The organism is Streptomyces odontomachi (genome assembly GCF_024435355.1).
Classification (GTDB): Bacteria; Actinomycetota; Actinomycetes; order Streptomycetales; family Streptomycetaceae; genus Streptomyces; species Streptomyces odontomachi.
In genome coordinates this window covers 417,670-441,829 of record NZ_JAMJWG010000004.1, presented here as the reverse complement: position 1 = coordinate 441,829, position 24,160 = coordinate 417,670, and the positions used below count along the sequence as shown (strand labels likewise).

Annotated in this window: 22 protein-coding genes; 15 read left to right on the top strand and 7 right to left on the bottom strand. The window is 69.6% G+C overall.

Annotation, left to right across the window (positions count from 1 at the left end):
• Nucleotides 1-105 precede the first annotated feature (105 nt).
• From NQO67_RS12695 to NQO67_RS12685, 3 genes are all read left to right on the top strand, one after another.
• Complete coding sequence (locus NQO67_RS12695; RefSeq protein ID WP_255949972.1) at nucleotides 106-2,667, top strand: beta-glucosidase family protein; 2,562 nt, start codon at nucleotides 106-108, stop codon at nucleotides 2,665-2,667.
• A gap of 119 nt (nucleotides 2,668-2,786) precedes the next feature.
• Nucleotides 2,787-3,923, top strand: a complete 1,137-nt coding sequence (locus tag NQO67_RS12690) for a hypothetical protein (protein ID WP_255949971.1) — start codon at nucleotides 2,787-2,789, stop codon at nucleotides 3,921-3,923.
• Nucleotides 3,924-4,190: 267 nt separating this feature from the next.
• Nucleotides 4,191-5,522 carry an MFS transporter gene (locus tag NQO67_RS12685; RefSeq protein ID WP_255949970.1) on the top strand — a complete coding sequence of 444 codons (1,332 nt, stop codon included), beginning with the start codon at nucleotides 4,191-4,193 and terminating at the stop codon, nucleotides 5,520-5,522.
• Here the strand turns inward: NQO67_RS12685 and NQO67_RS12680 are convergent, their stop codons facing one another.
• A complete protein-coding gene (locus NQO67_RS12680) occupies nucleotides 5,523-6,149 on the bottom strand; it encodes a TetR/AcrR family transcriptional regulator (protein ID WP_255949969.1) in 627 nt (208 codons plus the stop codon). It abuts the gene before it with no gap.
• An 84-nt stretch (nucleotides 6,150-6,233) separates the two neighbouring features.
• On the opposite strand from NQO67_RS12680, the gene NQO67_RS12675 reads away from it, so the two are divergent.
• The 5 genes from NQO67_RS12675 to NQO67_RS12655 all read left to right on the top strand — a co-directional run bounded on the left by NQO67_RS12675 (nucleotide 6,234) and on the right by NQO67_RS12655 (nucleotide 11,078).
• Nucleotides 6,234-7,181: an aldo/keto reductase gene (locus NQO67_RS12675; protein ID WP_255949968.1), complete on the top strand. Its 948-nt coding sequence runs from the start codon at nucleotides 6,234-6,236 to the stop codon at nucleotides 7,179-7,181.
• Between the two features lie 67 nt (nucleotides 7,182-7,248).
• Nucleotides 7,249-7,848, top strand: a complete 600-nt coding sequence (locus NQO67_RS12670) for a DinB family protein (RefSeq protein ID WP_255949967.1) — start codon at nucleotides 7,249-7,251, stop codon at nucleotides 7,846-7,848.
• 108 nt (nucleotides 7,849-7,956) lie between these two features.
• Nucleotides 7,957-8,610 (top strand): CatB-related O-acetyltransferase, encoded by a 654-nt coding sequence (locus NQO67_RS12665; protein ID WP_255949966.1) that lies wholly within the window; start codon nucleotides 7,957-7,959, stop codon nucleotides 8,608-8,610.
• 154 nt (nucleotides 8,611-8,764) lie between these two features.
• Nucleotides 8,765-9,952: an outer membrane protein assembly factor BamB family protein gene (locus NQO67_RS12660; RefSeq protein WP_255949965.1), complete on the top strand. Its 1,188-nt coding sequence runs from the start codon at nucleotides 8,765-8,767 to the stop codon at nucleotides 9,950-9,952.
• A gap of 205 nt (nucleotides 9,953-10,157) precedes the next feature.
• Complete coding sequence (locus NQO67_RS12655) at nucleotides 10,158-11,078, top strand: peptidoglycan-binding domain-containing protein (RefSeq protein WP_255949964.1); 921 nt, start codon at nucleotides 10,158-10,160, stop codon at nucleotides 11,076-11,078.
• Between the two features lie 121 nt (nucleotides 11,079-11,199).
• Here the strand turns inward: NQO67_RS12655 and NQO67_RS12650 are convergent, their stop codons facing one another.
• The 4 genes from NQO67_RS12650 to NQO67_RS12635 form a co-directional block, all read right to left on the bottom strand.
• Nucleotides 11,200-11,664 (bottom strand): MaoC family dehydratase, encoded by a 465-nt coding sequence (locus NQO67_RS12650; RefSeq protein ID WP_255949963.1) that lies wholly within the window; start codon nucleotides 11,662-11,664, stop codon nucleotides 11,200-11,202.
• Nucleotides 11,665-11,699: 35 nt separating this feature from the next.
• Nucleotides 11,700-13,184 (bottom strand): acyl-CoA synthetase, encoded by a 1,485-nt coding sequence (locus NQO67_RS12645; RefSeq protein ID WP_255949962.1) that lies wholly within the window; start codon nucleotides 13,182-13,184, stop codon nucleotides 11,700-11,702.
• Between the two features lie 260 nt (nucleotides 13,185-13,444).
• Nucleotides 13,445-14,317, bottom strand: coding sequence for an amidohydrolase family protein (locus NQO67_RS12640; protein WP_255950040.1), 873 nt, complete (start codon nucleotides 14,315-14,317; stop codon nucleotides 13,445-13,447).
• Between the two features lie 19 nt (nucleotides 14,318-14,336).
• Nucleotides 14,337-15,260: an SDR family oxidoreductase gene (locus NQO67_RS12635; protein ID WP_308295653.1), complete on the bottom strand. Its 924-nt coding sequence runs from the start codon at nucleotides 15,258-15,260 to the stop codon at nucleotides 14,337-14,339.
• Nucleotides 15,261-15,320: 60 nt separating this feature from the next.
• Between NQO67_RS12635 and NQO67_RS12630 the strand changes: the two genes are divergently transcribed.
• The 4 genes from NQO67_RS12630 to NQO67_RS12615 all read left to right on the top strand — a co-directional run bounded on the left by NQO67_RS12630 (nucleotide 15,321) and on the right by NQO67_RS12615 (nucleotide 19,111).
• Entirely contained in the window at nucleotides 15,321-15,851 is a 531-nt protein-coding gene (locus tag NQO67_RS12630) for a MarR family winged helix-turn-helix transcriptional regulator (protein WP_305125705.1), read from the top strand.
• Nucleotides 15,852-16,030: 179 nt separating this feature from the next.
• Complete coding sequence (locus tag NQO67_RS12625) at nucleotides 16,031-16,369, top strand: hypothetical protein (protein ID WP_255949960.1); 339 nt, start codon at nucleotides 16,031-16,033, stop codon at nucleotides 16,367-16,369.
• A gap of 16 nt (nucleotides 16,370-16,385) precedes the next feature.
• On the top strand, nucleotides 16,386-17,387 hold the full coding sequence (locus NQO67_RS12620) for a caspase family protein (RefSeq protein ID WP_255949959.1): 1,002 nt from the start codon (nucleotides 16,386-16,388) through the stop codon (nucleotides 17,385-17,387).
• Nucleotides 17,384-19,111 (top strand): hypothetical protein, encoded by a 1,728-nt coding sequence (locus tag NQO67_RS12615; RefSeq protein ID WP_255949958.1) that lies wholly within the window; start codon nucleotides 17,384-17,386, stop codon nucleotides 19,109-19,111. The genes NQO67_RS12620 and NQO67_RS12615 overlap by 4 nt, the downstream gene beginning before the upstream one ends.
• On the opposite strand, the gene NQO67_RS12610 is transcribed toward NQO67_RS12615, so the two are convergent.
• Nucleotides 19,095-20,759 (bottom strand): APC family permease, encoded by a 1,665-nt coding sequence (locus tag NQO67_RS12610; RefSeq protein ID WP_255949957.1) that lies wholly within the window; start codon nucleotides 20,757-20,759, stop codon nucleotides 19,095-19,097. The genes NQO67_RS12615 and NQO67_RS12610 overlap by 17 nt on opposite strands.
• A gap of 535 nt (nucleotides 20,760-21,294) precedes the next feature.
• Between NQO67_RS12610 and NQO67_RS12605 the strand changes: the two genes are divergently transcribed.
• From NQO67_RS12605 to NQO67_RS44230, 3 genes are all read left to right on the top strand, one after another.
• Complete coding sequence (locus NQO67_RS12605) at nucleotides 21,295-21,597, top strand: hypothetical protein (protein WP_255949956.1); 303 nt, start codon at nucleotides 21,295-21,297, stop codon at nucleotides 21,595-21,597.
• Between the two features lie 28 nt (nucleotides 21,598-21,625).
• On the top strand, nucleotides 21,626-22,888 hold the full coding sequence (locus NQO67_RS12600) for a nucleotide sugar dehydrogenase (protein WP_255949955.1): 1,263 nt from the start codon (nucleotides 21,626-21,628) through the stop codon (nucleotides 22,886-22,888).
• Between the two features lie 175 nt (nucleotides 22,889-23,063).
• Entirely contained in the window at nucleotides 23,064-23,597 is a 534-nt protein-coding gene (locus tag NQO67_RS44230; RefSeq protein ID WP_255949954.1) for an EF-hand domain-containing protein, read from the top strand.
• Nucleotides 23,598-23,702: 105 nt separating this feature from the next.
• Here the strand turns inward: NQO67_RS44230 and NQO67_RS12590 are convergent, their stop codons facing one another.
• Nucleotides 23,703-24,146 (bottom strand): DUF6917 domain-containing protein, encoded by a 444-nt coding sequence (locus NQO67_RS12590; RefSeq protein WP_255949953.1) that lies wholly within the window; start codon nucleotides 24,144-24,146, stop codon nucleotides 23,703-23,705.
• Nucleotides 24,147-24,160 lie beyond the last annotated feature (14 nt).

Genomic DNA, 24,160 nt, shown 5'->3' with positions numbered 1-24,160 from the left:
GGGGGCCCACACTGAGTCAGGTTTTTCGTGCACCGGACCACCTGACACCTGCGGGGCCTCCCGCGCATCAGCCGTAGATCCGCTCGTCCGCCTTGGAGTGACTGCATGCGTCTGGCCCGTATCGCGACCGTGGTGGCCACCGCCGCCCTGGCCCTTCCGCTCGCGCTTCCTTCCGCCGCCGGGGCCGAGTCCGCCGGCCAGGATCCGGAGGGATCCAGACCCTGGCTCAGCACCTCCCTGCCGCTGGAGAAGCGGGTCGACCAACTGCTGGCGCAGATGACCAACGAGGAGAAGGCGACCCTGATGACGGCGGTGGGCCGCCCCACCGGCTCGCACGCCACCGGCTACGTCCCCGGCGTTCCCCGGCTCGGCATCCCGGGCACGCAGTTCACCGACGGTCCCGCGGGCGTGCGCGACGGCCAGCCGGAGACCGCGTTGCCCTCACCGGTCTCCCTGGCCGCCACCTTCAACACCCGGACGGCCGAGGGATACGGCACCGTCATGGGCAGCGAGGCCAGGTACCGCGGCTACCAGGTGATCTACGGCCCGATGGTGAACATCGTCCGGACCCCGCTCGCCGGCCGTGACTTCGAGACCCTCGGCGAGGACCCGCAGCTGGCGGGCGACATCGCCGCGGCGCAGATCCGGGCCATCCAGTCCCGGGGCGTGGCCGCCCAGGTCAAGCACTACGCGGGCAACAACCAGGAGGCCGAACGCAAGACCGCCAGCTCCGACATCGACGAGCGGACCCTGCACGAGATCTACCTGCCGGCCTTCGAGAAGGCCGTCAAGGACGGCAGGGTCTGGTCCGTCATGTGCGCCTACAACAAGGTCAACGGCGTCTACGCCTGCGAGAACGCCCAGATCCTGCGCGATGTCCTGATCGACACATGGAAGTTCGACGGCGTGATCGGGACGGACTACCCGGCCAACCACTCCACGGTCGACTCCGCACTCGCCGGCCTGGACCAGGAGTTCAGCGGCACCACCTACTTCCAGCAGCTGCCCGCGGCCGTCGCCGCCGGCCAGGTGCCGCAGGCCGTGCTGGACGACGCGGCGCGCCGCATCCTGCGCCTGGAGTTCCGCACCGGCCTGTTCGACCCGCAGCGGTCCACCACCGCGGACTTCGACAAGAACGCCACGTTCGCCAAGCAGGCCGCCGAGGACGGCAGCGTGCTGCTGAAGAACGACGACGTGCTGCCGCTGAACCCGAAGAAGCTCGACTCGCTGGCCGTGATCGGCCCCAACGCCGACACCGCGATCACCGGAGGCGGCGGCAGCTCGGCCGTCACCCCGTACAAGAAGGTCGACCCGGTCTCGGGCATCAGGACGGAGCTCGGCGACGCGGTGGACGTCGACTTCGTCAAGGCGGGCAGCGCCACGGCGCAGCCGCCGATCCCGGCCTCCGCGCTGAGCGACCTCAAGGGCGAGTACTTCGCCAACAAGACCCTCACAGGACCCCCGGTGCTCACCCGCTCCGAGTCGAACATCGACTTCTCCTGGGGCAAGGACGCACCGGCCGAGGGCCTCCCGACCGACGGCTTCTCGGCGCGCTGGACCGGCACGATCACCCCGCCCGTCACCGCCGCCTACACCCTCGCCGCCACCAGCGACGACGGCAGCCGTGTCTACCTCGACGACCAGCTGATCGTCGACAACTGGGGCGACCACGCGTCCAGGACCGTCACGAGCGCGCCGATCGAACTCACCGCCGGTGAGCAGCACACCCTGCGGGTGGAGTACTACGACAACGCCAGCGACGCCTCGGTGAGCGTGGGCTGGTCGGCGCCGAACCTGCCGGACCCCCAGATCGAGGCCGCCGTCGCCGCCGCCAAGGACGCGGACGCGGCCGTCGTCGTGGTGGGCGACACCTCCAAGGAGGGCACGGACCGCACCACCCTGGCGCTGCCCGGCACCACCGACGCCCTGATCGAGGCGGTCGCCGCCGCCAACCCCAGGACGACGGTCGTCCTACGGGCCGGCGCCCCGGTCCTCATGCCCTGGCTCGACCGGGTGGGCGCGGTGCTGGACACCTGGTACCCCGGCGAGGAGGACGGCGCCGCCCTGGCCGAACTGCTCACCGGCGCCGCCGAGCCCGGCGGCCGGCTCCCCGTCACGTTCCCGAAGAGCGACACGCAGACCCCGGTGGCCGCGGCGCCCGGCCGCTACCCGGCCGTGAACGGCGTGTACGACTACAGCGAGCGGCTGGACGTCGGCTACCGCTGGTACCAGGACCAGAACGAGACCCCGCTCTTCCCGTTCGGCTACGGCCTGTCGTACACCACCTTCAAGCTCTCCCACCTGCGCACCACCCCGACCCGCATCGCCGCGGCCGCCGGCACCCACGGCAGGGTGAAACTGGCCCTCGACGTCACCAACACCGGCCACCGCACCGGCTCCGACGTCATCCAGGCCTACGTCGGCCACCCCACCGGCTCCGGCGAACCCCCCAAGGCACTCAAGGCCTTCACCAAGGTCACCCTGAACCCCGGCCAGACCAGGCGGGTCACCCTCACCCTCACCACGGACGCCCTGCGCATCTGGGACACCCACACACACGGCTGGACGGTGCCGGACGGCACGTACCGGCTCTACGTGGGAGAGTCCTCGGCGGACACTCCGCTGACGGCTTCGGTGACGGTGGGGCGGGTGGGGGGCGGCCGGTAGTTCTTGGAACCGCTCGCATTGCGTCGTCGACTGCGCGGATACTTGAGGCGGGTCATGGTGATGGAGGAAAAACCCGGGCCCGTGCACCGTTCGTAGTATTTTCAGATCGGCGGACCCTCGTGTTCAAGCGCAAGAAGCCCATCCAGGATGCGTCATTGGCGGGGGTCATGCAGGATTTCTTCGGGCAACTGCCACGCAGGGCGCGAGAGTACCCGGAGTCCATGGCGGAGGAGTACGGTCGCTACTTCAGGAGCTGGGCGGAGCTGAGTGCACCCGAATCCCGTGACCTCTTTTCCCGGCAGAGATTCCATATCGGGCTCGTCGCATCGGACAGCGATTTCGATGCCTTCACCAAGCGCGGGATTCTTGTGTCGGACACGCTCCTGCTCTCTCATGGTGGGGCGGGGGCGTGGAGTGTCGTTGAGCGTAGAGTCGCATCGAATGTTCGTGCGATCTCCGTTGGGGCACACCATTTTCCGCAGGTCGTCGAGGGACATTCCACGTGGCGGACGACCTCCATGAAATGCCCGAACATGCGACACCTGGGCAGCTGGATCACAGAGACGGAAGAACTTCTCAAGACCGGGCTCCTCTGGTATCTACCCACCTTCAAAATTGACACGACAGAGCAATCCGAATCCGGTGTGACGACCGGATTTGTCAATACGACGCGTACCACCGACGAAGCACGAACCCGGAGAAACCTTCTCCTGCTGGACTTCATCAGGCGGCACGGGAGGATCGTAGGCGAATATGCGGATTCTCCGGTTTACAGTGAGATCGTGCGCCCCATCCTGCATATCGATCTTCCTTTTCTTGAGGGCGTGGACCTCCGGGATTTCAGCGAGATCACCGTCCATGAATTCGCCTCCTATGCCCAGTTTCGCCTTTTCATGCGTGATGCATTTGTCGGTCTGGACGATGCTCTGCATGCGGATCAGGCGGAACGCGAGATGATCAAGATCGGGCAGCAGATCCAGAGCGAGATCTGGAGGATCCAAGGTCAGATGATCGCTGCGCGACGCAAGAGAGCTGTCGCGGTCACCGGGGCGACGGTCGGCACGGTCGGCGCCACCCTCGTCGCGGTGTACGGGCCCGCCTTTCAGGAGGCGGTGACCGTCCTCGGGGTCGCCGGCGCCGGTGGTGTCTGGGGAATCATCCAGGCAGCGGCCGACTCCAGCCTCCGGGCGCTGCGTGACGACAAGTGGTACTACGTGTGGGCGCTGGCGAAGAAGAGCAACACCTACCACCTCTGACGCGCCCAGGACGGCGTCACCGCGCGGCGGCAGAGGGCACGACGTCCTTCGCGCGTGCGGTCACGTCGGCCGGGGCGGCGGTGTTCAGGCCGGCGGCGAGCAGGCTGCGGATGCGGCGCACCACGTCCACGTCGGCCTCGCGAAAAATTGCGGTGCCCGCCCTCGCGCACGAGGTCCATACTGACGGCCATGGCGAAGGGGGACCCCCAGGGGCGGCAGGACGAGAGCGTCGCGGGCACCGCACCGGGCCGCCAGAGGTGTTGACGCGTGCGGAAACCGGGTCTCGTTCCGTTGATGGTCAGCATCTTCGCCGTCGAGCTGGGGACGAGCATGACCGCGGTCGCCCTTCCGCTGCTCCTGATCCGCGACTACGGAACCACGCTGGCCGCGGGGCTGGCCCTGGCCCTCAGGCTGGTGCCCAACATCGCGGTCGGGCCGATCGTGGGAAGGCTTCTGGCCAGGCGGGACCCGCGCCGTGTCGCCATGCTCAGCTCGCTCCTGTCCGCGCTGTTCGCGGCGAACATCCCCGTGTGCGAGGCGCTGTGGCAGATCCAACTTCTCACGTTCGGCATCGGTCTCACCGCGATGCTCGCCGGGCCCGCCCGGTTCGTCCTGCGTCCCGCGGTGGTGAGCGAGGGCGACGAGCGGCGCGGTAACGGCCTGCTCATGGCCGCTGAGCGGGTGTCCACTCTCTCCGGTCCTCCGCTGGTCGGCACCATCATCGCCGTCGGCTGGCCGCTGGGGACCGCCTTCCTCCTCGAGGCGGCGAGCGCGCTCGTTGCGTTGATCATGATGCTCCGGGTCCCGCCCCTGCCGCCGACCGAGGACGAGGAGGCCGAACCCACGCAGGCCAAGGGCCGCAGGGCGCTCATGGCGGCGTATGTCACCAGCACCCGGACGCTCCTGCGTGTCATCTCGGGCGACGCGTTCATCCGTGGGGCGACCCTCACCTCGTTCAGCTACGTCCTGGCCGTGACGCTCGGCCGGATGATGCTGGTCGTCATGGGCGCGCGGCAGTACTCCGGCGTCTCCGGGTTCTACGGCTGGATGCTGGCCGTGGTGGGTATCGGCGGGCTCTGCGGAAGCCTGCTCACGGCGCGCTTCAGAAAGGTGAGTTCGGGTGCCCTCTACGTCGCCGTGATGCTGATCGAGGCGGTGGGGTGGTTGTCCTTGCCGTGGCTGCCGAACCTCTCGGCCGCACTGGCCGTCATGGTCGTCATCGGGATCATGGAGTCGGCCGGCTACGTCCTGTACTACGCCGAGGTCCAGATCCGGATCCCGCGCGCGGTCATGGGGTACTTCTACGCCGCGTTCATCCCCGTGGTCGACGGATGCGTGTTCCTGGGGAGCACCTTCGGCGCACGGCTCGCGGACGCGTCCCTCTCGGCCGCTTCGGTGCTCGTGGCCAGTGTGATGGGGGTCCCCATGCTCCTCACCGCGCGCTGGTATTTCACGCCACCGGGCGGAATCGGCCAGACCGTTGTGGCCCGACCGCGCGAACGAGATCCGCGGCAGGAACGCGAACGAGATCCGCAGCAGGAAGTGGCGACGGTGCACGAGGGCAAGCTCGACGAAGGCGCGAAGTCAGAAGGCGCGTAGTCAGGACGGGTCGGCCCGTTCCGTGAGCGGGCGGAGCGCGTCGACGAGCAGGTCGAGCATGCGGCCGGTGCGATCCGTGCCGCCGCCGGCCGCGGTGGCGAGGAAGATGCCGAGCAGCATGGTGGTCACGTCGTCGGGCTCGACGTCCGGGCGGAGCGAGCCCGCTTGCGCTCCGGCCGTGAGGATGGTCGCGATCGCGGCGGTGAGGCGTTCCCGGGTGGCCGGTGTGGCGATGGTCCCTGCGGCCCAGCCGGCACGGAGGGTGCCGATGATCCCGCGCTTGGTGGCGACGAACGCGGCGTAGCGGTCCATCCACGCGCGCAGGGCCGCCGGCGGTGGCAGCTCGGAGAGCAGCGTGTGGGCGCTGGCGGCGACGTCGTCCAGCTCGGCTGCGTAGACGGCTTCGACGAGGGCTTCGCGGGTGGCGAAGTGGCGGTAGAGGGTGCCGATGCCGACGCCGGCCTCGCGGGCGATGGCTTCCAGGGCGACGGTGTCGTCGGCAGCGGCGAACACGGCACGGGCTGCGGTGAGGAGCTTCTCGCGGTTGCGCCGCGCATCGGCACGGGCGGGACGCCCCGGCTCGGACGCATGCGAGCGGTCCGGGTGCGGCGGCTCGGTCGTACTCAAAACGGAGGCTCCTCCGGTAGTGCTACAGTCCTAGTAAGCGGAGGAACCTCCGTTTCTACAGTGTCTCACAAGAACGGGCACCTCATGACCTACTCCAGCCCATCCTCCGAGTCCACGGCCACCGGAGTCCCCCGCGCGGGCGGGCCGGGCCTGCTGGCCGGTCGCACCGTCTCCCGCGTCGGCTACGGAGCCATGCAGCTGGCACGCCTCCGGGACGACCGCCGCGCGGCCCTCGCCATCCTGCGCCGCGCGGTCGAGCTCGGCATCGACCACATCGACACCGCGCAGTTCTACGGGAACGGCTTCGTCAACGACGTCATCCGCGAGGCCATCCGGCCCTCGGACGACGTCCTCCTCGTCAGCAAGGTCGGTGCCACCCCCGACCCCGGCGGCCCACACCAGCTGCGCCTGGCCCAGCGGCCCGAGGAACTGCGCGCAGGCGTCGAGGACAACCTCGCCGGCCTCGGACTCGACCAGATCCCGCTGGTCAACCTGCGCCGCGCCGCGCGCGGCCCGGGCCTGCGCGCTGAGGGCGAGCAGATCGTCGACATCGACGACCAGCTGGCCGAGATGACCGCCCTGCGCGACGAGGGCAAGATCGGCGAGATCGGAATCAGCCACATCGGCATGGACGAGCTGCGCCGGGCGCTCCCGGTGGGCCTGGCCTGCGTGCAGAACGCCTACAGTCTCGTCTCCCGCGGCGACGAGGACATGCTCCGGCTCTGCCGTGCCGAGAACATCGCCTGGGTGCCGTTCTTCCCGCTCGGCAGCGCCTTCCCCGGTATGCCGAAGGTGACCGACGAGCCCGCCGTCACCGCCGTCGCCCGGTCCCTGGGCCGCACTCCCTCGCAGGTCGGCCTGGCCTGGCTGCTGCACCACGCCCCGAACACGCTGCTCATTCCGGGTACCGCCGACGTCGGGCACCTGGAGGCCAACGTCGCCTCGGGAGCGATCGCCCTCGACGACGAGACGCTCGCGGCGCTGGACGCCGTCCCCTCGCGGTCCGGGGACATCGTCGTCGAACGACCGTGAGCCGATCCGGAGGCCCGGCGCGACGGACATTCCCATCCATCGACGGCGCATGGCAGGCTGACACCCCGTGGTCGACGAATTCGCGAAAGAGTACCTCCACAACGATCTTCGGCGGGCACGCGCGGCGCTGCTCTGGAAGCTTGACGGGCTGTCCGAGTACGACGTCCGCCGCCCCCTGACCGACACCGGGACCAACCTCCTCGGCCTGGTCAAGCACGTGGCGTTCTGCGACGCCAGGTACCTGGGCGAGGTCTTCGACCGGCCCTTCCCCGACACCGTGCCCCGTTGGGACGACGACGCCGCGTGGAAGGACGAACACTGGGTCACCGAGCACGAGACACGGGAACAGATCGTCGGCCTCTACCGGCGCGTGGGGGAGCACACGGACGCGACGATCAAGGCGCTCGCCATCGACGCGCCCGGGTTCGTGCCCTGGTGGCCCCGTCCACACGTGAAGCTCTTCAACGTCATGGTCCATGTGCTCAACGAGACCAACCGGCACGCCGGACACGCCGACATCCTGCGGGAACAACTCGACGGCGCGGTCGGCGCGTACGCGGACGGCGAGGCCTTGCACGGGCACGACAGGGATTACTGGAAGGAGATGTGCGCGAAGATCGAGCGGGCCGCCAAGGCGGCTGAGCCCGACCACGGCCCCACGCGTTAGCCGACGCCCGGGCCCAGGCCCAGGTGTCGGCCGCGGCGGCGCGCCGCGGCAGTCTGCGATCATGGGCAGCCCAGTTCCGGCCGTACCGCGTGAGGAAGTCGATTAGCGATGCCAGCCGTTCCCGCCGATCCGACCGTGCTGCACCCGATACCCGACCAGCCGCGTGTCGTGCTGTTGAAGCCGCTGGTCACCTCGCCGCTGATCGAGGTCGGCGAATTCTCCTACTACGACGATCCCGACGATCCGACCGCCTTCGAGACCCGCAACGTGCTGTACCACTACGGGCCGGAAAGGCTGGTCATCGGAAAGTTCTGCGCGCTCGGCGAGGGAGTGCGGTTCATCATGAACGGCGCCAACCACCGCATGAGCGGGCCCTCGACGTTCCCGTTCCCCATCATGGGCGGCTCGTGGGCCGAGCACTTCGATCTGATCACCGGTCTGCCCGGGCGCGGCGACACCGTGGTCGGCAACGACGTCTGGTTCGGCTACCAGGCCATGATCATGCCCGGGGTCCGGATCGGGCACGGGGCGATCGTCGCCTCCGGTTCCGTCGTCGTCGACGACGTCCCCGACTACGGCATCGTCGGCGGCAATCCGGCCACCCTCATCCGGCGCCGCCACAGCGACGAGGACATCGCCCGCCTGCTGGACATCGCCTGGTGGGACTGGCCCGCCCAGCACATCACCGAGCAGCTGCGCACGATCATGTCCGGCAGCATCGACGACCTTGCGGCCGCCGCCCCGGAGCAGGAGCAGCAGTAGCCGCGTAGGGCGAAGTCGCTCAACCACCCGCGTTGTCAGTGCGTTTCGCTATCTTCGGCACATGTCACGGGCTCGGAGCCGACCGCCGCATCCGGGGGCCGGCCCGCCCCGTACGCATCGCCACGTGCGAAGCCGAATGATGAGGGACACCTGAGTGAAACTTCGAAGAACCATCGTCGTCCTGTGCGGCGCGGCGCTGTCGGTCGTGGGGCTCACGACGCCGGGCACCGCGCAGACGACGCAGACCGGAGTCTCGGTCACCTACCAGAGCAACGCACAGCATGACGGCAGCCTGCTCGACACCGGCGTGGGTGCGCCGCCGCTCGGCGAGAAGTGGTCACGCGACCTGGGCGGGGACGTCTCCTACCCGATCGTGGCCGGCGGGCGCGTGTTCGCCACCGCCGCCTCGCCGGACGGGTACGGCACCACCCTGTACGCCGTGGACGCCACCACGGGGCAGGACGCGTGGGCGCCCGTCGACCTCGGCGGCACCTACTGGTGGTCCGCGCTCGCCTACGGGGACGGCCGGCTCTACGCCCAGAACTACGACGGCGTGCTGACCGCGTTCGACCCGGCCACCGGGGCGCAGCTGTGGACCGTCACGCTGCCCGGGCAGTACTCCTTCACCTCGCCGCCCACGTTCGCCGGCGGGCTGGTGTACACGGGCGGCGCCGGCTCGGGCGGCACCCTGTACGCCGTGGACGCGGCCAGCGGCGCGGTGCGCTGGACCCGGCCGGTCGCGAACGGCGACGACAGCTCGCCCGCCGTCACGGCCGACGGGGTCTACGTCTCCTACGCCTGCGAGCAGACCTACGCCTTCGACCCGCGGTCCGGAGACCCGATCTGGCACCACGACACGGAGTGCTCCGGTGGCGGCGGCCGCACCCCTGTCGTCGCCGACGGCGGGGTCTGGATACGCGACGACGCGGGGATGACCCCCTCGGTGCTCGACGCCACCGACGGGACGGTACGCGACACCTACGCGGCAGGCGGCTCGTCGCCGGCACCGGCTGTCGACGGCCGCGAGGGCTACTTCGTCGACGGCGGCGTCCTCCAGGAGCGGTACACCCCCACCCTGGCCACCCGCTGGACGTTCAAGGGCGACGGGCAGATCAGCACCGCGCCGATCGTCGTCAACGGCTACGTCTACGTCGGCTCCGAAACGGGTCAGCTGTGGGCGCTCAACGGGGCGACCGGTGAGTCCGTCTGGTCCACCGACGTCGGCGCGCCGATCCACGGACCCGACGAGCACAACGTGTCCCAGCCCCTCACCGGCCTCGGCGCGGGCGGCGGCCTTGTCGTGGTACCGGCCTCCCACACGCTGGTCGCCTACGGGCACTGAGGAACGTACGGGCACTGCGGAACGAGGGGTGGCCGCCGACCCGGCGGCCACCCCGGCCCGCCCGCCCGCACGGCCCGCCCGCACGCACGGTCCCCGCGGTGGCGATTCGCGTCCCTTGCGCATCTGGCGACGTATGACATTTCATGCGTCACAACGCCCATACCGCTGTCCTCACCGTGCAGGCAGCGCCCGGCCAAGGAGAGTCATGCAAAGACGCTTACCCGTGATCGTCGCCACGGTCCTCGCGGCGCTCGTAGCCGTGCTGCTCGGCCCGAGCACGGCCTCGGCGGCCACCTGGCCCATCGTTTCGCGTGGCGAGACCAGCGACCAGGTGACGACCATTCAGCACCTGCTCACCGAGCACGGCGACGCGACCACGGCCGACGGCATCTTCGGTGCCGACACCGAGGCCGGCGTCAAGGCCTTCCAGAGCGCCAACGGACTCACGGCCGACGGCAGCGTCGGCCCGCTGACCTGGCCGAAGCTGGTCGTCACCGTGCAGAGCGGCGACACGGGAAGCGCCGTGAAGGCGGCCCAGACCCAGCTCAACCGGTACGGCTACGGCCTGGCCGTCGACGGGACCTTCGGCACGGCCGTGACCGATGCCGTCACGGACTTCCAGACCAAGCACGGCCTCACGGCCGACGGCATCGTCGCCGTGGACACCTGGAACGCCCTCGTGGGCGGCGCCGGCGGTGGTGGGAGCGACACCACCCGCGCCCAGCTCGCCGCGTCCATCGACGCCAACTCGCAGATCTCGCTGCTGAACTACCACGTCAGCGGCATCAGCGACCCCGACTCCACGGCCCAGGCCAACATCACAGACACCAAGAACGGCACCACCGCCGAGACCAGCAGCTACAGCGACGTCGGCGAGCGCGAGGTCTGGCTCTCCACCGACATGCTCAACGGCATGCTCAAGCTGGCCACCGACAAGGGCTACACGTTCCTGATCACCGAGATCGCGGGCGGTGACCACACGAGCGGTTCCAACCACTACAAGGGCATCGCCTTCGACGCCGACAACATGTCGGTCGGCAACGACACCTTCATCAGCGCCTGCAAGTCCTACGGCGCCACCGAGGCCATCAACGAGAGCAACCACGTGCACTGCGCCTGGGAATGACCGGGGATGACCGGGCCACCGCGCTGAGCGGTGCCGGGGTCCGGCGTCCGGGGCCCGGGGTCGCGTCGAAAACGACGCGGCCCCGGCGTGCGATCGAGGGCGGCAGGGCCCCGGACACCCCCTAGGCGTAATGGCGATAGATGGCCTGCGCGGCGCACGCGGGCTTGTCGGCACCCTCGATCTCCACGGTGAAGGCCAGCCGCAACTCGACGCCGTTGCCGCGCACGTCCTCCACCGACTCCACGGCGCCGTGCAGCCGGATCTTGGCGCCGACCCTCACCGGGTGGGGAAAGCGGACCTTGTCCAGGCCGTAGTTGATGCCCACGGACGTGCCCTCGATGGCCAGCAACTGGTTGAAGAGCGGGATGATCAGGGACAGCGTCAGATAGCCGTGGGCGATCGTGCCGCCGAACGGGCCCGTGGCGGCACGCTCGGGATCGGTGTGGATCCACTGGTGATCGCCGGTGGCGTCGGCGAAGGTGTCCACCCGGTCCTGGGTGATCTCCAGCCATTCGCTGTGGCCGAGATCGGCCCCGGCGAGGGCCTTGATCCCGGCGAGTCCGGTGGCGGTGCGCAAGGCGGCCATAGTGCAGGGTCTCCTTCGGGGACGGGTACCGAATATCAGGGACGGGTACCGAACATCTCGCGGATGCGGGGCTTGAGCAGCTTCCCGGCGCCGCTGCGGGGCAGCGAGTCGGCGAAGACGAGTGACTTGGGGATCTTGTAACGGGCCAGCCGCCCGTCGAGGCAGGCAAGGATGTCCTCGGCGGCGGCATGGGCACCGGGTGCGAGCACCACCACCGCGCGGGGAACCTCGCCCCACGTCACGTCCGGCACACCGATGACGGCGCAGTCGCCGACGGCGGGGTGGGCGTAGAGGGCCTTTTCGATCTCGGCGGGATAGATGTTCTCCCCGCCTGAAATGATCAGGTCTTTGGTCCGGTCGACGATGGTGACGTACCCGTCCGCGTCCGTGACGGCGATGTCTCCGGAGCGGAACCAGCCCTCGTCGAGCGCCGCGGCCGTCTCGTCGGGGCGGTGCCAGTAACCACGCATGACGTTCGGCCCCTCCACGAGCAGCTCGCCGCAGGGGGCGTCGTCTCCCGCGGGATCGACGATCCGCACATCGCTGAAGAAGTGCGGGAGCCCGGCGCTGCCGGCCTTGTCCAGGGCGTGTTCGGCGTCGAGCAGGCACACGCCCGGAGAGGCCTCGGTCATGCCGTAGCCCTGGATGAAGCCGAGCCCGCGCTGCTGGTAGGTCCGGATCAACGCCTCCGGCACCGGGGCACCACCACACATCAGCATCCGCAGCGACGACAGGTCGGCCGCGGCGAACCCGGGCTCGGCGGCGATCTGCTGGAACATGGTCGGCACGCCGAACATCACGCTGACCCTGAACCGCTCGACGAGCTCGAGGGCGCGGGCGGCGGAGAACGACTCCTCCAGGACGAGCGTGCCGCCCTTGAGCAGGGTGGGCAGGCAGGTCATGTTCAGCGCGGCCGTGTGGAACAGCGGCGCGGAGAGCAGGGTGACGGACCCGTCGGGGAACTCGCCGTCCACCAGGGTGTTGAGGCTGTTCCAGATGAGGTTCCCGTGGGTGAGCACGGCGCCCTTGGCACGTCCCGTCGTCCCCGAGGTGTACATGATCGCGGCGTCGTCGGCGTGCGTCACGGGCACGTCGATCGGCGTCGCCTCACCGGCGGCCAGCTCCTCGTCGAGTGCGGCGCCCACCGTGCGGCGACAGGGCGTGTCGCAGGACGCGGCGAACTCCTCGAAGGCGGCGGTGTGCACGAGCACGCTCGCCCCTGAGTCGACGAGGCAGTGCCGTAGCTCGGGCTCGGCGAGCCGGGTGTTGAGCGGCACGAAGACGGCACCGAGCTGCCCGGTGGCGAAGAGGGTCTGGAGGAACGAGGGGTGGTTGGGGCCGAGGAAGGCGACGCGGTCGCCGGGGCGCACCCCGAGCCCGCGCAGATGGTGGGCCAGCCGCGTGGCCCGGTCATGCAGCTGGGCGTAGCTGAGCGTGACGTCCCCGTGGACGACGGCGGTCCGGTGCGGTGTCTTGCGGGCGCGTCGCGCGGTCCAGGATCCGATGCCGTGGTTGCGCATCCGGGGCCCTTCCTTTCGGACGGATGGGCCGAGCCCTGCGCCTGAGCCGGCGGGGCTCGCAGTGGGCGGAAGAGAGGAGGGGACAAGAGGCGAAGTCCGAAACGGGAAACGGGGAGGAAACGGGAAAGGAGGCGGGGAACGGGATAGGGGGAGGGGGAGGGGGAGGGAAGGAAAACGGGGAGGGGAGTGGGGACGAGGACGGGGACGGGGACGAGAACGGGGACCCGGAAACGGTCGGGATTGGCCGGGATCAGCCGGGTTCAGCCGGAGTCGAGCCCCAGCAGCCGCAGCGCGTTGTCCTTGAGGATGCGCGGGCGCACCTCCGGCTTGATGTCCAGCTTCTCGAAGTCGCTCAGCCAGCGGTCGGGCGTGATGACCGGGTAGTCCGAGCCGAAGAGGACCTTGTCCTTGAGCAGCGTGTTGGCGTACCGGACGAGTTGCGGCGGGAAGTACTTCGGTGACCAGCCGGACAGGTCGATGTACACGTGCGGCTTGTGCGTCGCCACCGCCAGCGCCTCGTCCTGCCACGGGAACGACGGGTGCGCCAGGATGATCCGCAGGCCGGGGAAGTCCACCGCCACGTCGTCGACCAGCAGGGGGTTGGAGTGCTTCAGGCGGATGCCTCCGCCGCCCGGCAACCCCGCGCCGATGCCGGTCTGGCCGGTGTGGAAGAGGGCCGGCACACCGAGTTCCTCGATGGCCTCGTAGAGCGGATAGGCCATCCGGTCGTCGGGTGAGAACGCCTGGAGGCTGGGGTGGAACTTGAAGCCCCGGACGCCGTACTCCTCGACCAGCCTGCGGGCCTCGCGCACCGCTGCCCGTCCGCGCCACGGGTCGAGTGAGGCGAACGGGATGAGCACGTCCGGATGGGCGGCGCAGTCCTCGGCGACCTCCTCGTTCGGAATGGGCGGATGGCCCAGGGCGTGCTCGGCGTCGACGGTGAAGACGACGGCCGCCATCCGCCGTTGCCGGTAGTGGTCGGCGGTCTCGTCGATCGTGGGCATCCGGTGACCGTGTGCGGCGAAGTACTTCTCGGACGCAGCCATGAGCTCGGAACTGAGGGCGGGATGGCCCGTCCGGGACACCTCGGCGTGCGTGTGCACGTCGATCGCGGTCAGCTGGGCGGGGTCCATACGGGACGGTCTTGTCATGTCAGTCTCCCGCCGGCGACTGGGGTGCGGGGATGCCGAAGGTCTCGGGTTCGGCGCCGACACCGTCGGCCCATGCGGCGGCGATCTCGTCGGCGCTCCAGCCGCCGTCCCTGAGGTCGGCCTTCTTCTCCTGGGGATGCGTCCAGAGCGCCAGCCGGTCCCCGCCGACGCCGATCGCCTGGCCGGTGACGGTGGCCGAGGCGTCGGAGGCGAGGAAGGTGATCAGGCCGGCGACGTCCTCGACGGAGCCGAGCCCCTCGTCCCTGCGCAGCCAGTCGGGCAGCGGCGCCCCGGTGCGCTCGGCCTCCTCGATGGCCGGTGCGAAGGCCGGGATGGTCTTGGTCATCTCGGTGGCGGCCACGGGAATGACGGCGTTCACCGTGATGTGGGCCCTGGCCAGTTCCATCGCCCAGGTACGGGCCATCGCCGCGATGCCGGCCTTGGCCGCCGCGTAGTTGGTCTGGCCGAAGTTCCCGCGCTGGCCGGCCGGTGAGCCGATGAGGATGAGGCGCCCACCGTCGCCCTGCTCCCGCATCCGCACCGCGGCGGCCCGTGCGCAGGTGAACGTGCCGCGCAGGTGGACGCGTACGACGTCGTCGAAGTCGGCGTCGGTCATCCGCCACAGGACCCTGTCCCGCAGGATGCCGGCGTTGGTCACCAGGACGTCGAGCCGGCCGAAGCGCTGCACCGCCGTCGCGACCAGCTCCTCGGCCGTGGCGGTCTCCCCGACGGCGGCGGCCACCCCGACCGCCGTGCCGCCGGCCGCCTCGATGCCGCGCACCGCCGCGTCGACGGCCTGCTGGTCCACGTCGTTGACCACGACGGACGCCCCGGCCGCGGCGAGTGCCCGGGCGTAGCCGAGCCCGAGGCCGCGGCCACTGCCCGTGACGACGGCGACCTTCCCGGTGAGATCCATGGGCGACACCCTTCATCAACAGGATTCCTGGCTGTGACATCAGTGTTGTGACCGACAGGATTCCTGTCAATGGAGTACGGTGGCCTCGTCTTCCAGGGGCGTGCCGTGGCGGCGCGCCGCCAGGACCGTCGAACGGGGGGTGCCGTGTCCGAAGCCGCCGCGCAGCCTGCCGGGCGAGGCGCGAACGCCTCCCCGTCGCTGCTGTATCTGCTCAAACGCACCGAGCTGGTGGTGCGGGCGAGGCTCGACGAGGTGCTCAAGCCGTCCGGTGTGACCGCCTTGCAGTACACCGCGCTGACCGTGCTGCAACGCCACGGCAGCCTCACCGCCGCGCAGCTCGCCCGCTTCTCCTTCGTCACCGCCCAGTCCATGGCCGACATGGTCCGCACCCTCCAGGCCCGCGGCCATGTCGTCCGGCGCCCCAATCCGGACAACCGGCGCGAGCTGCTCCTGGCGCTGACCGATCTCGGCCACCGGCTCCTCGCGGACTACGAGAAGCCCGTCCATGACCTGGAGCTGCGGATGACGGAGGGCCTGACGGCCGAACAGAGGGCACAGTTGCGCCTGACGCTCGACCACGCGTGGCGACAGCTCTCCTGAAGCGGAATGAAGCGGCATGAAGCCGTCATGAAGCATATGAAGCCATACGAAGCCACCCGGGCTGCAAGCTCCGGCGTGAGCAGCGCCTTCGCCGCGCCTCGGGGCGCGTTGACGCTGCACAGAGCGCAAAGCTACCGTCGACTGACTGATGCCGTGTCAGGCCCATAGGGGGGTAGGTCGTGAGCGCAAGGATCTCGGTGACGGTGAAGGGGCCGTTAGGCATCGACGAGCCGGATCTGATGCTGGCGGAACTGGAGCGGCAGACCGGAGTCGTCTGGCGCCCCCAACCCGTCGACGAGGGCAAGGTCCTCAACGGCAGCATCGCCGAGATCGTGATGGTCGCCGTCCTCACCAAGGCCACGGAGGTCACCGTGCAGGCGGCCCTGGACCGGGCGAAGCAACTGGTCGGCCGGTGGCGCAGCGAGCGGCTCGACCCGCTGGAGATGACGGTCAGCGAGGAACCGGCGCCCGACGGGGAAGCGCCGGGTGGCCCCGCTTCCACCGGATCGGACCACTGAGGTGGCACGCCGCGCGGTGGTGATCGGGCCGGCCGAGTACGGCCCGGACTCCGGAATACCCAGCTACTCCTGGATCAGCGCGAGCGCCCGGACGTACGCCGAGGTGCTGGCCGGGGACGACATGTGGACCAGCTGCCGGCTGGTCACCCAGGACGAACTGCGCACGGCCGACGGCGTCATGCAGGCGGTGCAGGAGGTCGCGGACCAGACCGAGCCGGACGATGTCTTCATGGTCGTCTACGTGGGGCACGGCGCGCACTGGCGCGACCTCCCCGGGCCCCAGGTGCACTTCTCGGTGGAGTCCTCGCGCCGGGACAGCCCGTGGACGTGGCTCTCCAGCTGGTATCTCTACCGCGCCATGCGCAAGAGCGAGGCGAAGCTGAAAGTGCTGATCGCTGACTGCTGCTACTCCAACGAACTGCCCAAGCTGGGCGGGTCGCCCGATGCGCTGGGCATACTGGACGAGGGCAGCTGCGTGCTGACGGCCACCAAGAACGACTGGCACTACGCGGACGCCGAGGGGTGCCCGGCGCTTCCGTACCCGCTGTCCGAGTGCACACCGTTCAGCGGACACCTGCTCAACGTGCTGCTGCGCGGCACCGAGGACCCCAACGAACAGCTCACCCTGGGGATGGTGCATGACGCCGTCCAGGCGGGCATGCACCGCTGTGTCACCTCCCACGACGTGCCGAACATGACGCTCAACGGCGCCCGGGAACGCACCCGCCTGTTCACCAACCGCATGGACCCCGCCCTGCGCCGACGGCCGCCCGGCCTCCCGGTCGGTACCGCGGAGTGGGTCGAGACCCTGATGCGGCCGCAGGACGTCGACCTCGACCTCAGCAATCTGCTCCGGGACCCGCGGCAGACCGGCAAGGTCGTCGCCACCCTGTACGAGCAGCGGAGCGACGGCGGCCGGGCCATCGCGCACGAGATCAACAAGCAGGCGAACGAGCAGTTCGCCCCGCGTGAGTTCGCCCGCTACTGGAATCAGGTGGAGCGGGCTCTGCGTCGATGAGAAGAGACGACACGGGTCCTTCCGAGGACGAGACGGTCGGGGAACAGGACTTCGGCTACGCCTGGGTGACGAGCGGCACCGTCGAGGACTTCGTCCAGCGCATGCAGGCGTTACGCGAAGGCGACGCGCCCGGCACGGCCGACCCCGGGGCCGACGACGACCACGAGGAGGCCCAGCCGGCCGTCGCGATCCGGGCCCTCCAGGCCTTCGCGATCAAACGGGACGTGGCGGAACTCATCCAGTTCTCCGCGCATTTCGACTACCGCGACGCGGTCCACGTACTGGCGACCGCCGCCCTGACCAGAAGCGTTCCGCAGGCGGCCGAACTCGCCATAGGGCAGTGGAAGGCGGAGGGGGCGGGCCGCTCCGGGAGCACCCCGCTGAGCGACGGCATCATCCACGACGTCGCCTGCCAGCGCGCGACCCTGGACGTCGCCGAGTTCGTGGCCACCTGCCGACGCCTGGACACGCCCGAGCTGGCCGCCCAGACGCTGCGGGTGTTCGCCCGGACGAGCTCGGGGCGCACCCACCTGGACAAGGCCCTGCTCTACATCGCGCTGCGGGACGAGGGCTGTGTCCGGGAAGCCGACACGTTGCTGCGGCTCACCCTGGACGCGATCGACGTGGACGACTCGTCGCCGGAGGTGTCGGACGCCGACCCGGAGGAGTTGCACGACCTCGTCGGCGCGCTGCACCAGTTCAGCCCTTCCGAGCGGATCCTGGAGGAGTGGCTCCAAGGGGAGGTGGTCCAGGCGCCGCGGGTCGACCGGACCGTGCGCGTCACCGCCAAGCTGATCTCCATCCGTTCCGGTGACACCGACATCCTGGTGAAGGACGTCGGCCTCCACTGGCCGGCGCAGGAACTCGTGGACCTCTGCGGCCTGCTGCTCAAGCCCCAGGCCGAGAAGTGTGCCGCCCTGCGGGGGTACGCCGCCTCCCGTGCCGATCAGCGGGCACTGGCGGACATCATCGCCGCCTGGCAGAGGTCCGAAGCGCTCACCAAGACGACCAGGAACCTGCTTGCCGAGATCGTCAGGGGAGGCGCCGGCGCCTCCGGGCCGCGCAGCCTGGACGACATCGACCGGATCCACACGTGGCTGAGCCGCAACAAGCACGCCTCCCCCCAGTGCACCCGGCTGCTGCGGATCGAAGCCGCCGTCCAGATCGCCGGACGATCGGGTCCGGAACTGGTCACCCTGTTGCGCGAGGTCACCGGGCGCCGGGACCGGCAGCACGTCGCCCGGGAAATCGCGCAGCAACTCGCCACCCGGATCCTGGAGACCGACCCGGCCAGCGAGCTGCTCACCGGGTACGTGAAGGTGTTCATCTCGTACGTGAAGCAGTTGCGGGCCAAGGACATGTCCATGGATCGGCGCTGGGCGCGCAAGGAGCTGGCCGACCCCGTGGGACCGGCTCGCAGGGGCGAGGGCGCGGCCGGTCTCGTTGCCGAGATCGCCAGCCGCCTGTATGCGGAGGACTGCCCGGCCGACGGCTGGGACCTGCTGGAACGCTATCTGGAGAACGAGGACCGGGTCACCCCGCAGGGCGTCGTGGATGTGACGCGACGGCTGCGCGGGAGCACGATGACGGACGAGCGCCGGCATTTCCTGCTGCGCGCCACCGTGGGCCGCTGGTCCGACGCGTCACGCGACGAGGCGGTCAGCGCCCTGTGGAACGGGGGCTGCGACACGGAGGCGACGGCGGTCATCACTTCCCAGCGGTAGCCCGCGGGAGCGCGGTTTCCAGCGGGGCGGGCAGCTTGGGCTTCTCCTTCTCCATGTACGCCTTGGACAGCGCGACCAGGTGCCAGAAGGCCAGCAGCGCCGCCACGCCGACCACGACACTTCCCACGGATTTCGGAAGGAGGGCCACCGGTGAGTTGCCCATCAGGGTGAGCAGGGTCAGCACGGCCAGATATCCGGTCAACGACGCAGCGCAGGCCGCCTGGGGATCACGCACCGTCCGGAGCAGGTCGGCGTGCTCCTTCGCGTCGTACTGGCGCAGGAGACGGCCCACCACGGGCAGGTCCCACCGCGCGAGGACCGGCAACCCCAGCAGCAGCACGATGCCGATGGCCAGCGCGGCCATGCCCTTCCACAGCGACTCCCAGCCGGCCCAGTACAGGACCAGGGCTATCGCCACGAAGCCGACCGGTGCCAGGACCCGTGCGGTGGCGCCGATCTGGCCCTCCGCCAGGTGCTTGCGCAGGGAGACCAGGACGACGCCCGGCATCACGTAGATGACCAGGCCCAGGACGCCGCTGATCGCGGCGAGGGTGCCCCAGCTTCCGCCGCACACCACCAGCATGATCCAGGCGATCACGAAGTCGACCAGCAGTACCGCCCAGTACACGTCGTAGTGGCGACGGCCCAGGCTGATGGAGGCGTTGGTGGCGGTTTGCAGTCCCCGGTGGGTGAGGTGGGCCCGGCTGAGCGCGGCGACCTCACGGGTGAGGCCGTGGGCGAAGACCACCCCCGCACCCATCGGTGACAGCAGGGCGTTCACCCTGAGCAGGGGAACGATCCAGCCTATCGACGCCGCGATGGCGAACTGTGTGTACGGGGAGTCTGGGCTGCCGGGCAGCCACTGGCTCCGGTGAGTGGAGAAGACGATCTGCAAGAGGACGTAAAGGATCAGCGAGCCGACGACCGTCCCGTAGACGGCCCACCGGATGCGGGCGGGCCGACCGATCCCGCGGCGCCGCACGCTCCCGGCGAAGTCCAGCGGCGCCTGGAAGCCCATGTAGGCGAAGATGACACCGCTGCTGACGACCGCGGCCAGCACGGCACCGACTCCGTGGCCGTGCGTGTCCGGCCGCGTGGTCGGACCGTGGTGGTCGAAGCCCGAGGCGATCAGCAGGACGACCACCAGGACCGGAACGGCGACCTTCCACACCGTCAGCAGGAAGTTGACCTTGACCAGCAGCTGTTGGGCGAGCAGGTTCAGTACGGTGATCACCGCCATGAACAGGGCCGCGCAGAAAAGGCCGGTATGGGTCAGCGTGTACTGGGAGGGATCACCGGGGTCGGAGGGGTAGGAGAGTCCGGAGCGCCAGAAGGACAGGCCCTTCGTCATCGCGGCGGCCTCGCTCGCCGTGTTGATCGCGTAGAAGATCCACAAGGCGGCCGCGACGATCGTGGCCACCAGCGGCCCGCTGCTCTGCAACGGCAGGAAGACCAGCCCGCCCGTCCTGGGCGCCGCCGTCCCCAGTTCGACCATCACCACGGCGATGACCAGCATCAGGGCGCCCCCTATCGCCCAGGACCACACGGCGCCGAATCCCGCGGTGTCATCCGCCTTGACCGCGGCGAGCAGCCAACCGGAACCGATCACCCCGCCGGCCGCCATACCGACGAGATCGAAGACGGACAACCGCCGCTTCTCATCCGATTTGTCGTCAACGGGGTTCGCTGTGGCCTCGCTCTCGGGCGCCCGTAACTCCCCGACCCGCATCAACCTCACCCTTCACCGGCGTGGACAGCCGTTTCGTGACGATGGGGTAGCAAGGTTATAGCGAGTTCCGGGGAGCGGGCGTGGTCAAGCGGGCGTTCGGCGGCAGAAGTTCCGTACGGCGCCGGATGCGCCGGCCGCACCGCTGACCCCGGGACGCCCGCTGCCGCTGTGGCGTACGGGGGCGCGTTGAAGGCGCCGTGCTGCCGGGCCGCCCCACCTGTCGGACCCCGCGCTGCGCCCTTCGTCGGACACGGTCGCGTAAATGCCGCCGGCGATGAAATTCGGCCATCCGCAAGAGGTGAGATATGGCCTCGGTCGTATGGGGGTCGATGCGTGCCCTTAATGCGATAAGGGTTCTAGCCGCTGCTCGAAAGGGTGGAATGAGATCATCATGACATAACCACGTTGGAGGAGGAAAAGATACGTTCGGTGTCGACCTCTGGGAGGAAGTGTCATGCGTCGTTTTGCCACGTTGATGGCTCTGGGAGTGGCCGGGTTGATGATGGGAGTCACGGCTACGCCCGCGCAGGCTGCCACCGGGCAGGTGGTGGTTTTCAGTACCGAAGTCACCCCACTGAAGACCTATGAGAACCCCGAGGGTTGTTATTCCTTTCCGCTTTTCGCACATGTGCTGAACAACCAGACCGACGCGACCGTCATGATTCACCCGGATCCCTTCTGCGGCGCCCCCGGCATGGTGGTGCTGCCCGGATTCGGCATGCACGTTCCGGAAGGGTACGGAAGCTTCTCCGTCTGAACCGTCGGCGTGGGAGGGAGCGTGGTGCATGAGGACTGACCTGGTGGTCGTGGGCCTCGGTTACGTCGGGCTGCCGCTCGCGCGGCGGGCGCACGAGGCAGGACTGACGGTGCTCGGCTACGACGTCTCCGACGCGGTGGTGGCCGGGCTCGACGCGGGGCGCTCACACGTCGGCGACGTGAGCGACGAGCAGCTCGCCGCGATGCGGGCCGCGGGATTCCGCGCCGGCACCGACCCCTCGGTGATCAGGCGGGCCGACACGGTGGTCATCTGCGTCCCCACCGGCCTGTCCGCGCGCCGCCGGCCCGAACTCGGCGCCGTCGAGGCGGCGTCGCGCACCGTCGCCGCCCACCTGCGCACCGGGACGCTGGTGGTCCTGGAGTCCACCAGCCACCCCGGAACCACCGACGACGTGGTGCGGCCGACCCTGGAACGGACGAGCGGGTTACGGGTCGGTGAGGACATCCACCTCGGCTATTCGCCCGAACGCATCGACCCCGGCAACAAGGAGTTCGGACTACCCAACACGCCGAAGGTGGTGAGCGGTTGCACGCCGCTCTGCGCCAAGCACGCGGTGGCCTTCTACAGCCGCTTCGTCGACACGGTGGTGGTGTCGCGCGGTACCCGCGAGGCGGAGATGGCCAAACTGCTGGAGAACACCTACCGCTTCGTGAACATCGCACTCGTCGACGAGGTCGCGCTGCTCTGCGACCACATGGGCATCGACGTCTGGGACGTGCTGCACTGCGCCGCGACGAAACCCTTCGGCTTCGAGCCCTTCACCCCGGGGGCCGGAGTGGGCGGGCACTGCATCCCGGTCGACCCCCACTACCTGGCGGCCAAGGCCGACGCGGAGGGGTTCCCGCTCACGCTGGTCCCGGCGGCGCAGGGCGTACTGGACCGGATGCCGCGCCACGTCGTCAATCGGGCCGCCGCACTCCTCGGTGAGACGACGGGGCGATCCCTGCGCGGCGCCAGGGTCCTGTTGCTCGGAGTGACGTACAAGCCGGATGTGGCCGACGTCCGGGAGACCCCCGCAATACCGCTGGCAAGAGGGCTCCGAGCCGAGGGAGCCGAACTCGTCTACCACGATCCGTACATTCCCGAATTCGCGGTGGACGGTGCGGTGATCAGCCGGGCGGCGTCTCTTACGGAGGCGTTGAACGACGTGGATGTGGCGATTCTCCTTCAGGGCCACGCCTGCTACGACACGTCGATGGTGGGCCGCGCCGGGTGTCCCGTGCTGGACACCCGCGGAAAGGTGGCGGGCGCCCGGACCGCGCTGTTGTGACGAACGCATCACGCGCCGCCGCACGCGTGATGCCATCCGGGTAATTCAAGACTTGCGCCGGGCGTCGATGACGCACGCGCAAGCCGGTGCCGAAGAAGCTGCACAAGGCGCCGGTTGTCTCCTGGTCACATCCGGGAGAAGGAATGGGAAAACATGAAGAAAGGACACGCAGTCGGTGACTACCGCCATTGCGAACGACCGGATCAACAAGCGCTTCGACAAGTGGGACGCGGACGGCAACGGGACTCTGGAGCGTGGCGACTTCGCTGAGGAGGCCGCCAAGATCGCCTTCAACTTCGGCAAGTCCGCCGATGCTCCGGAGGCGGCGGCGCTCGGTGCCGCGTTCGACGGTCTCTTCGACTATCTCGCCCGCGAGGCGGGGGTCGGTGCCGACGGGTCCATCTCTCGGGACGCCTTCGTCGGCATCACGGGGAACCTGATCTTCGAGGCGGGCGAGGCCGCCTTCAACCGTGCCCTCGGCCCGGTGGTCAAGGCCATCGTCGGGCTGTGCGACAAGAACGACGACGGGCTCATCAACAGCTCCGAGTTCGCGTCCTGGCTGACGGCCGTCGGCGTCCCCGGCGACGCGGCCGGCGAGGCGTTCAGCAAGGTCGACGCCGACGGCGACGGCCAGCTGTCCCTCGACGAGCTGCTCGGCGCCGTACGCGAGTACCACTTCGGCCGCCTGGAGGTCGAACTGCTGGGGTGACGCCCGGGTGACGCGGCTGGTGAACCTCGTACGAGGTCACCAGCCGCTTTCACGTGGTGAGCGGAGTGGCGTCGGGAGAGCCGTTCCCACGTCGGGCAGCGCGGATCAGGACATCCCGGCCTGCGCCGCAGCGGGCGCGAAGCGCACCGGCATCTCCGGCCGTAGGCCCAGCTCGCCCCCGGTGAGCAACCGGTCGGTCCTGATCAGGATGTTGTAGTGGTTCGGCAGGTGGCAGGCGTCGAAGCCGAGCACCGTGCCGATCCGGGTGCCGCCGATCCAGAAGGCGTCACCCCGGTCGACCACCCCCGCACAGCCCAACTCGGCGAAGCCGAGGAACCCCACCCGGTCGATCCGCGCCCCGGGCGCCGTCTCGTGGTGGTCGGTGGTGACCAGCTCGTGCACCTCGCCGCGCCGCACGCAGCGGCTCGCGAACGGCTCCAGGGACATACCGCGCTCGGTCCTGCGGTGCAGCAGAACCTTGACGAGGACACCCTCGACAGTCCGTTTCGCGCCGTCCTCGACGGACGCGGTCAGGACGGACGTGCGCACAGGCGGAACCAGCG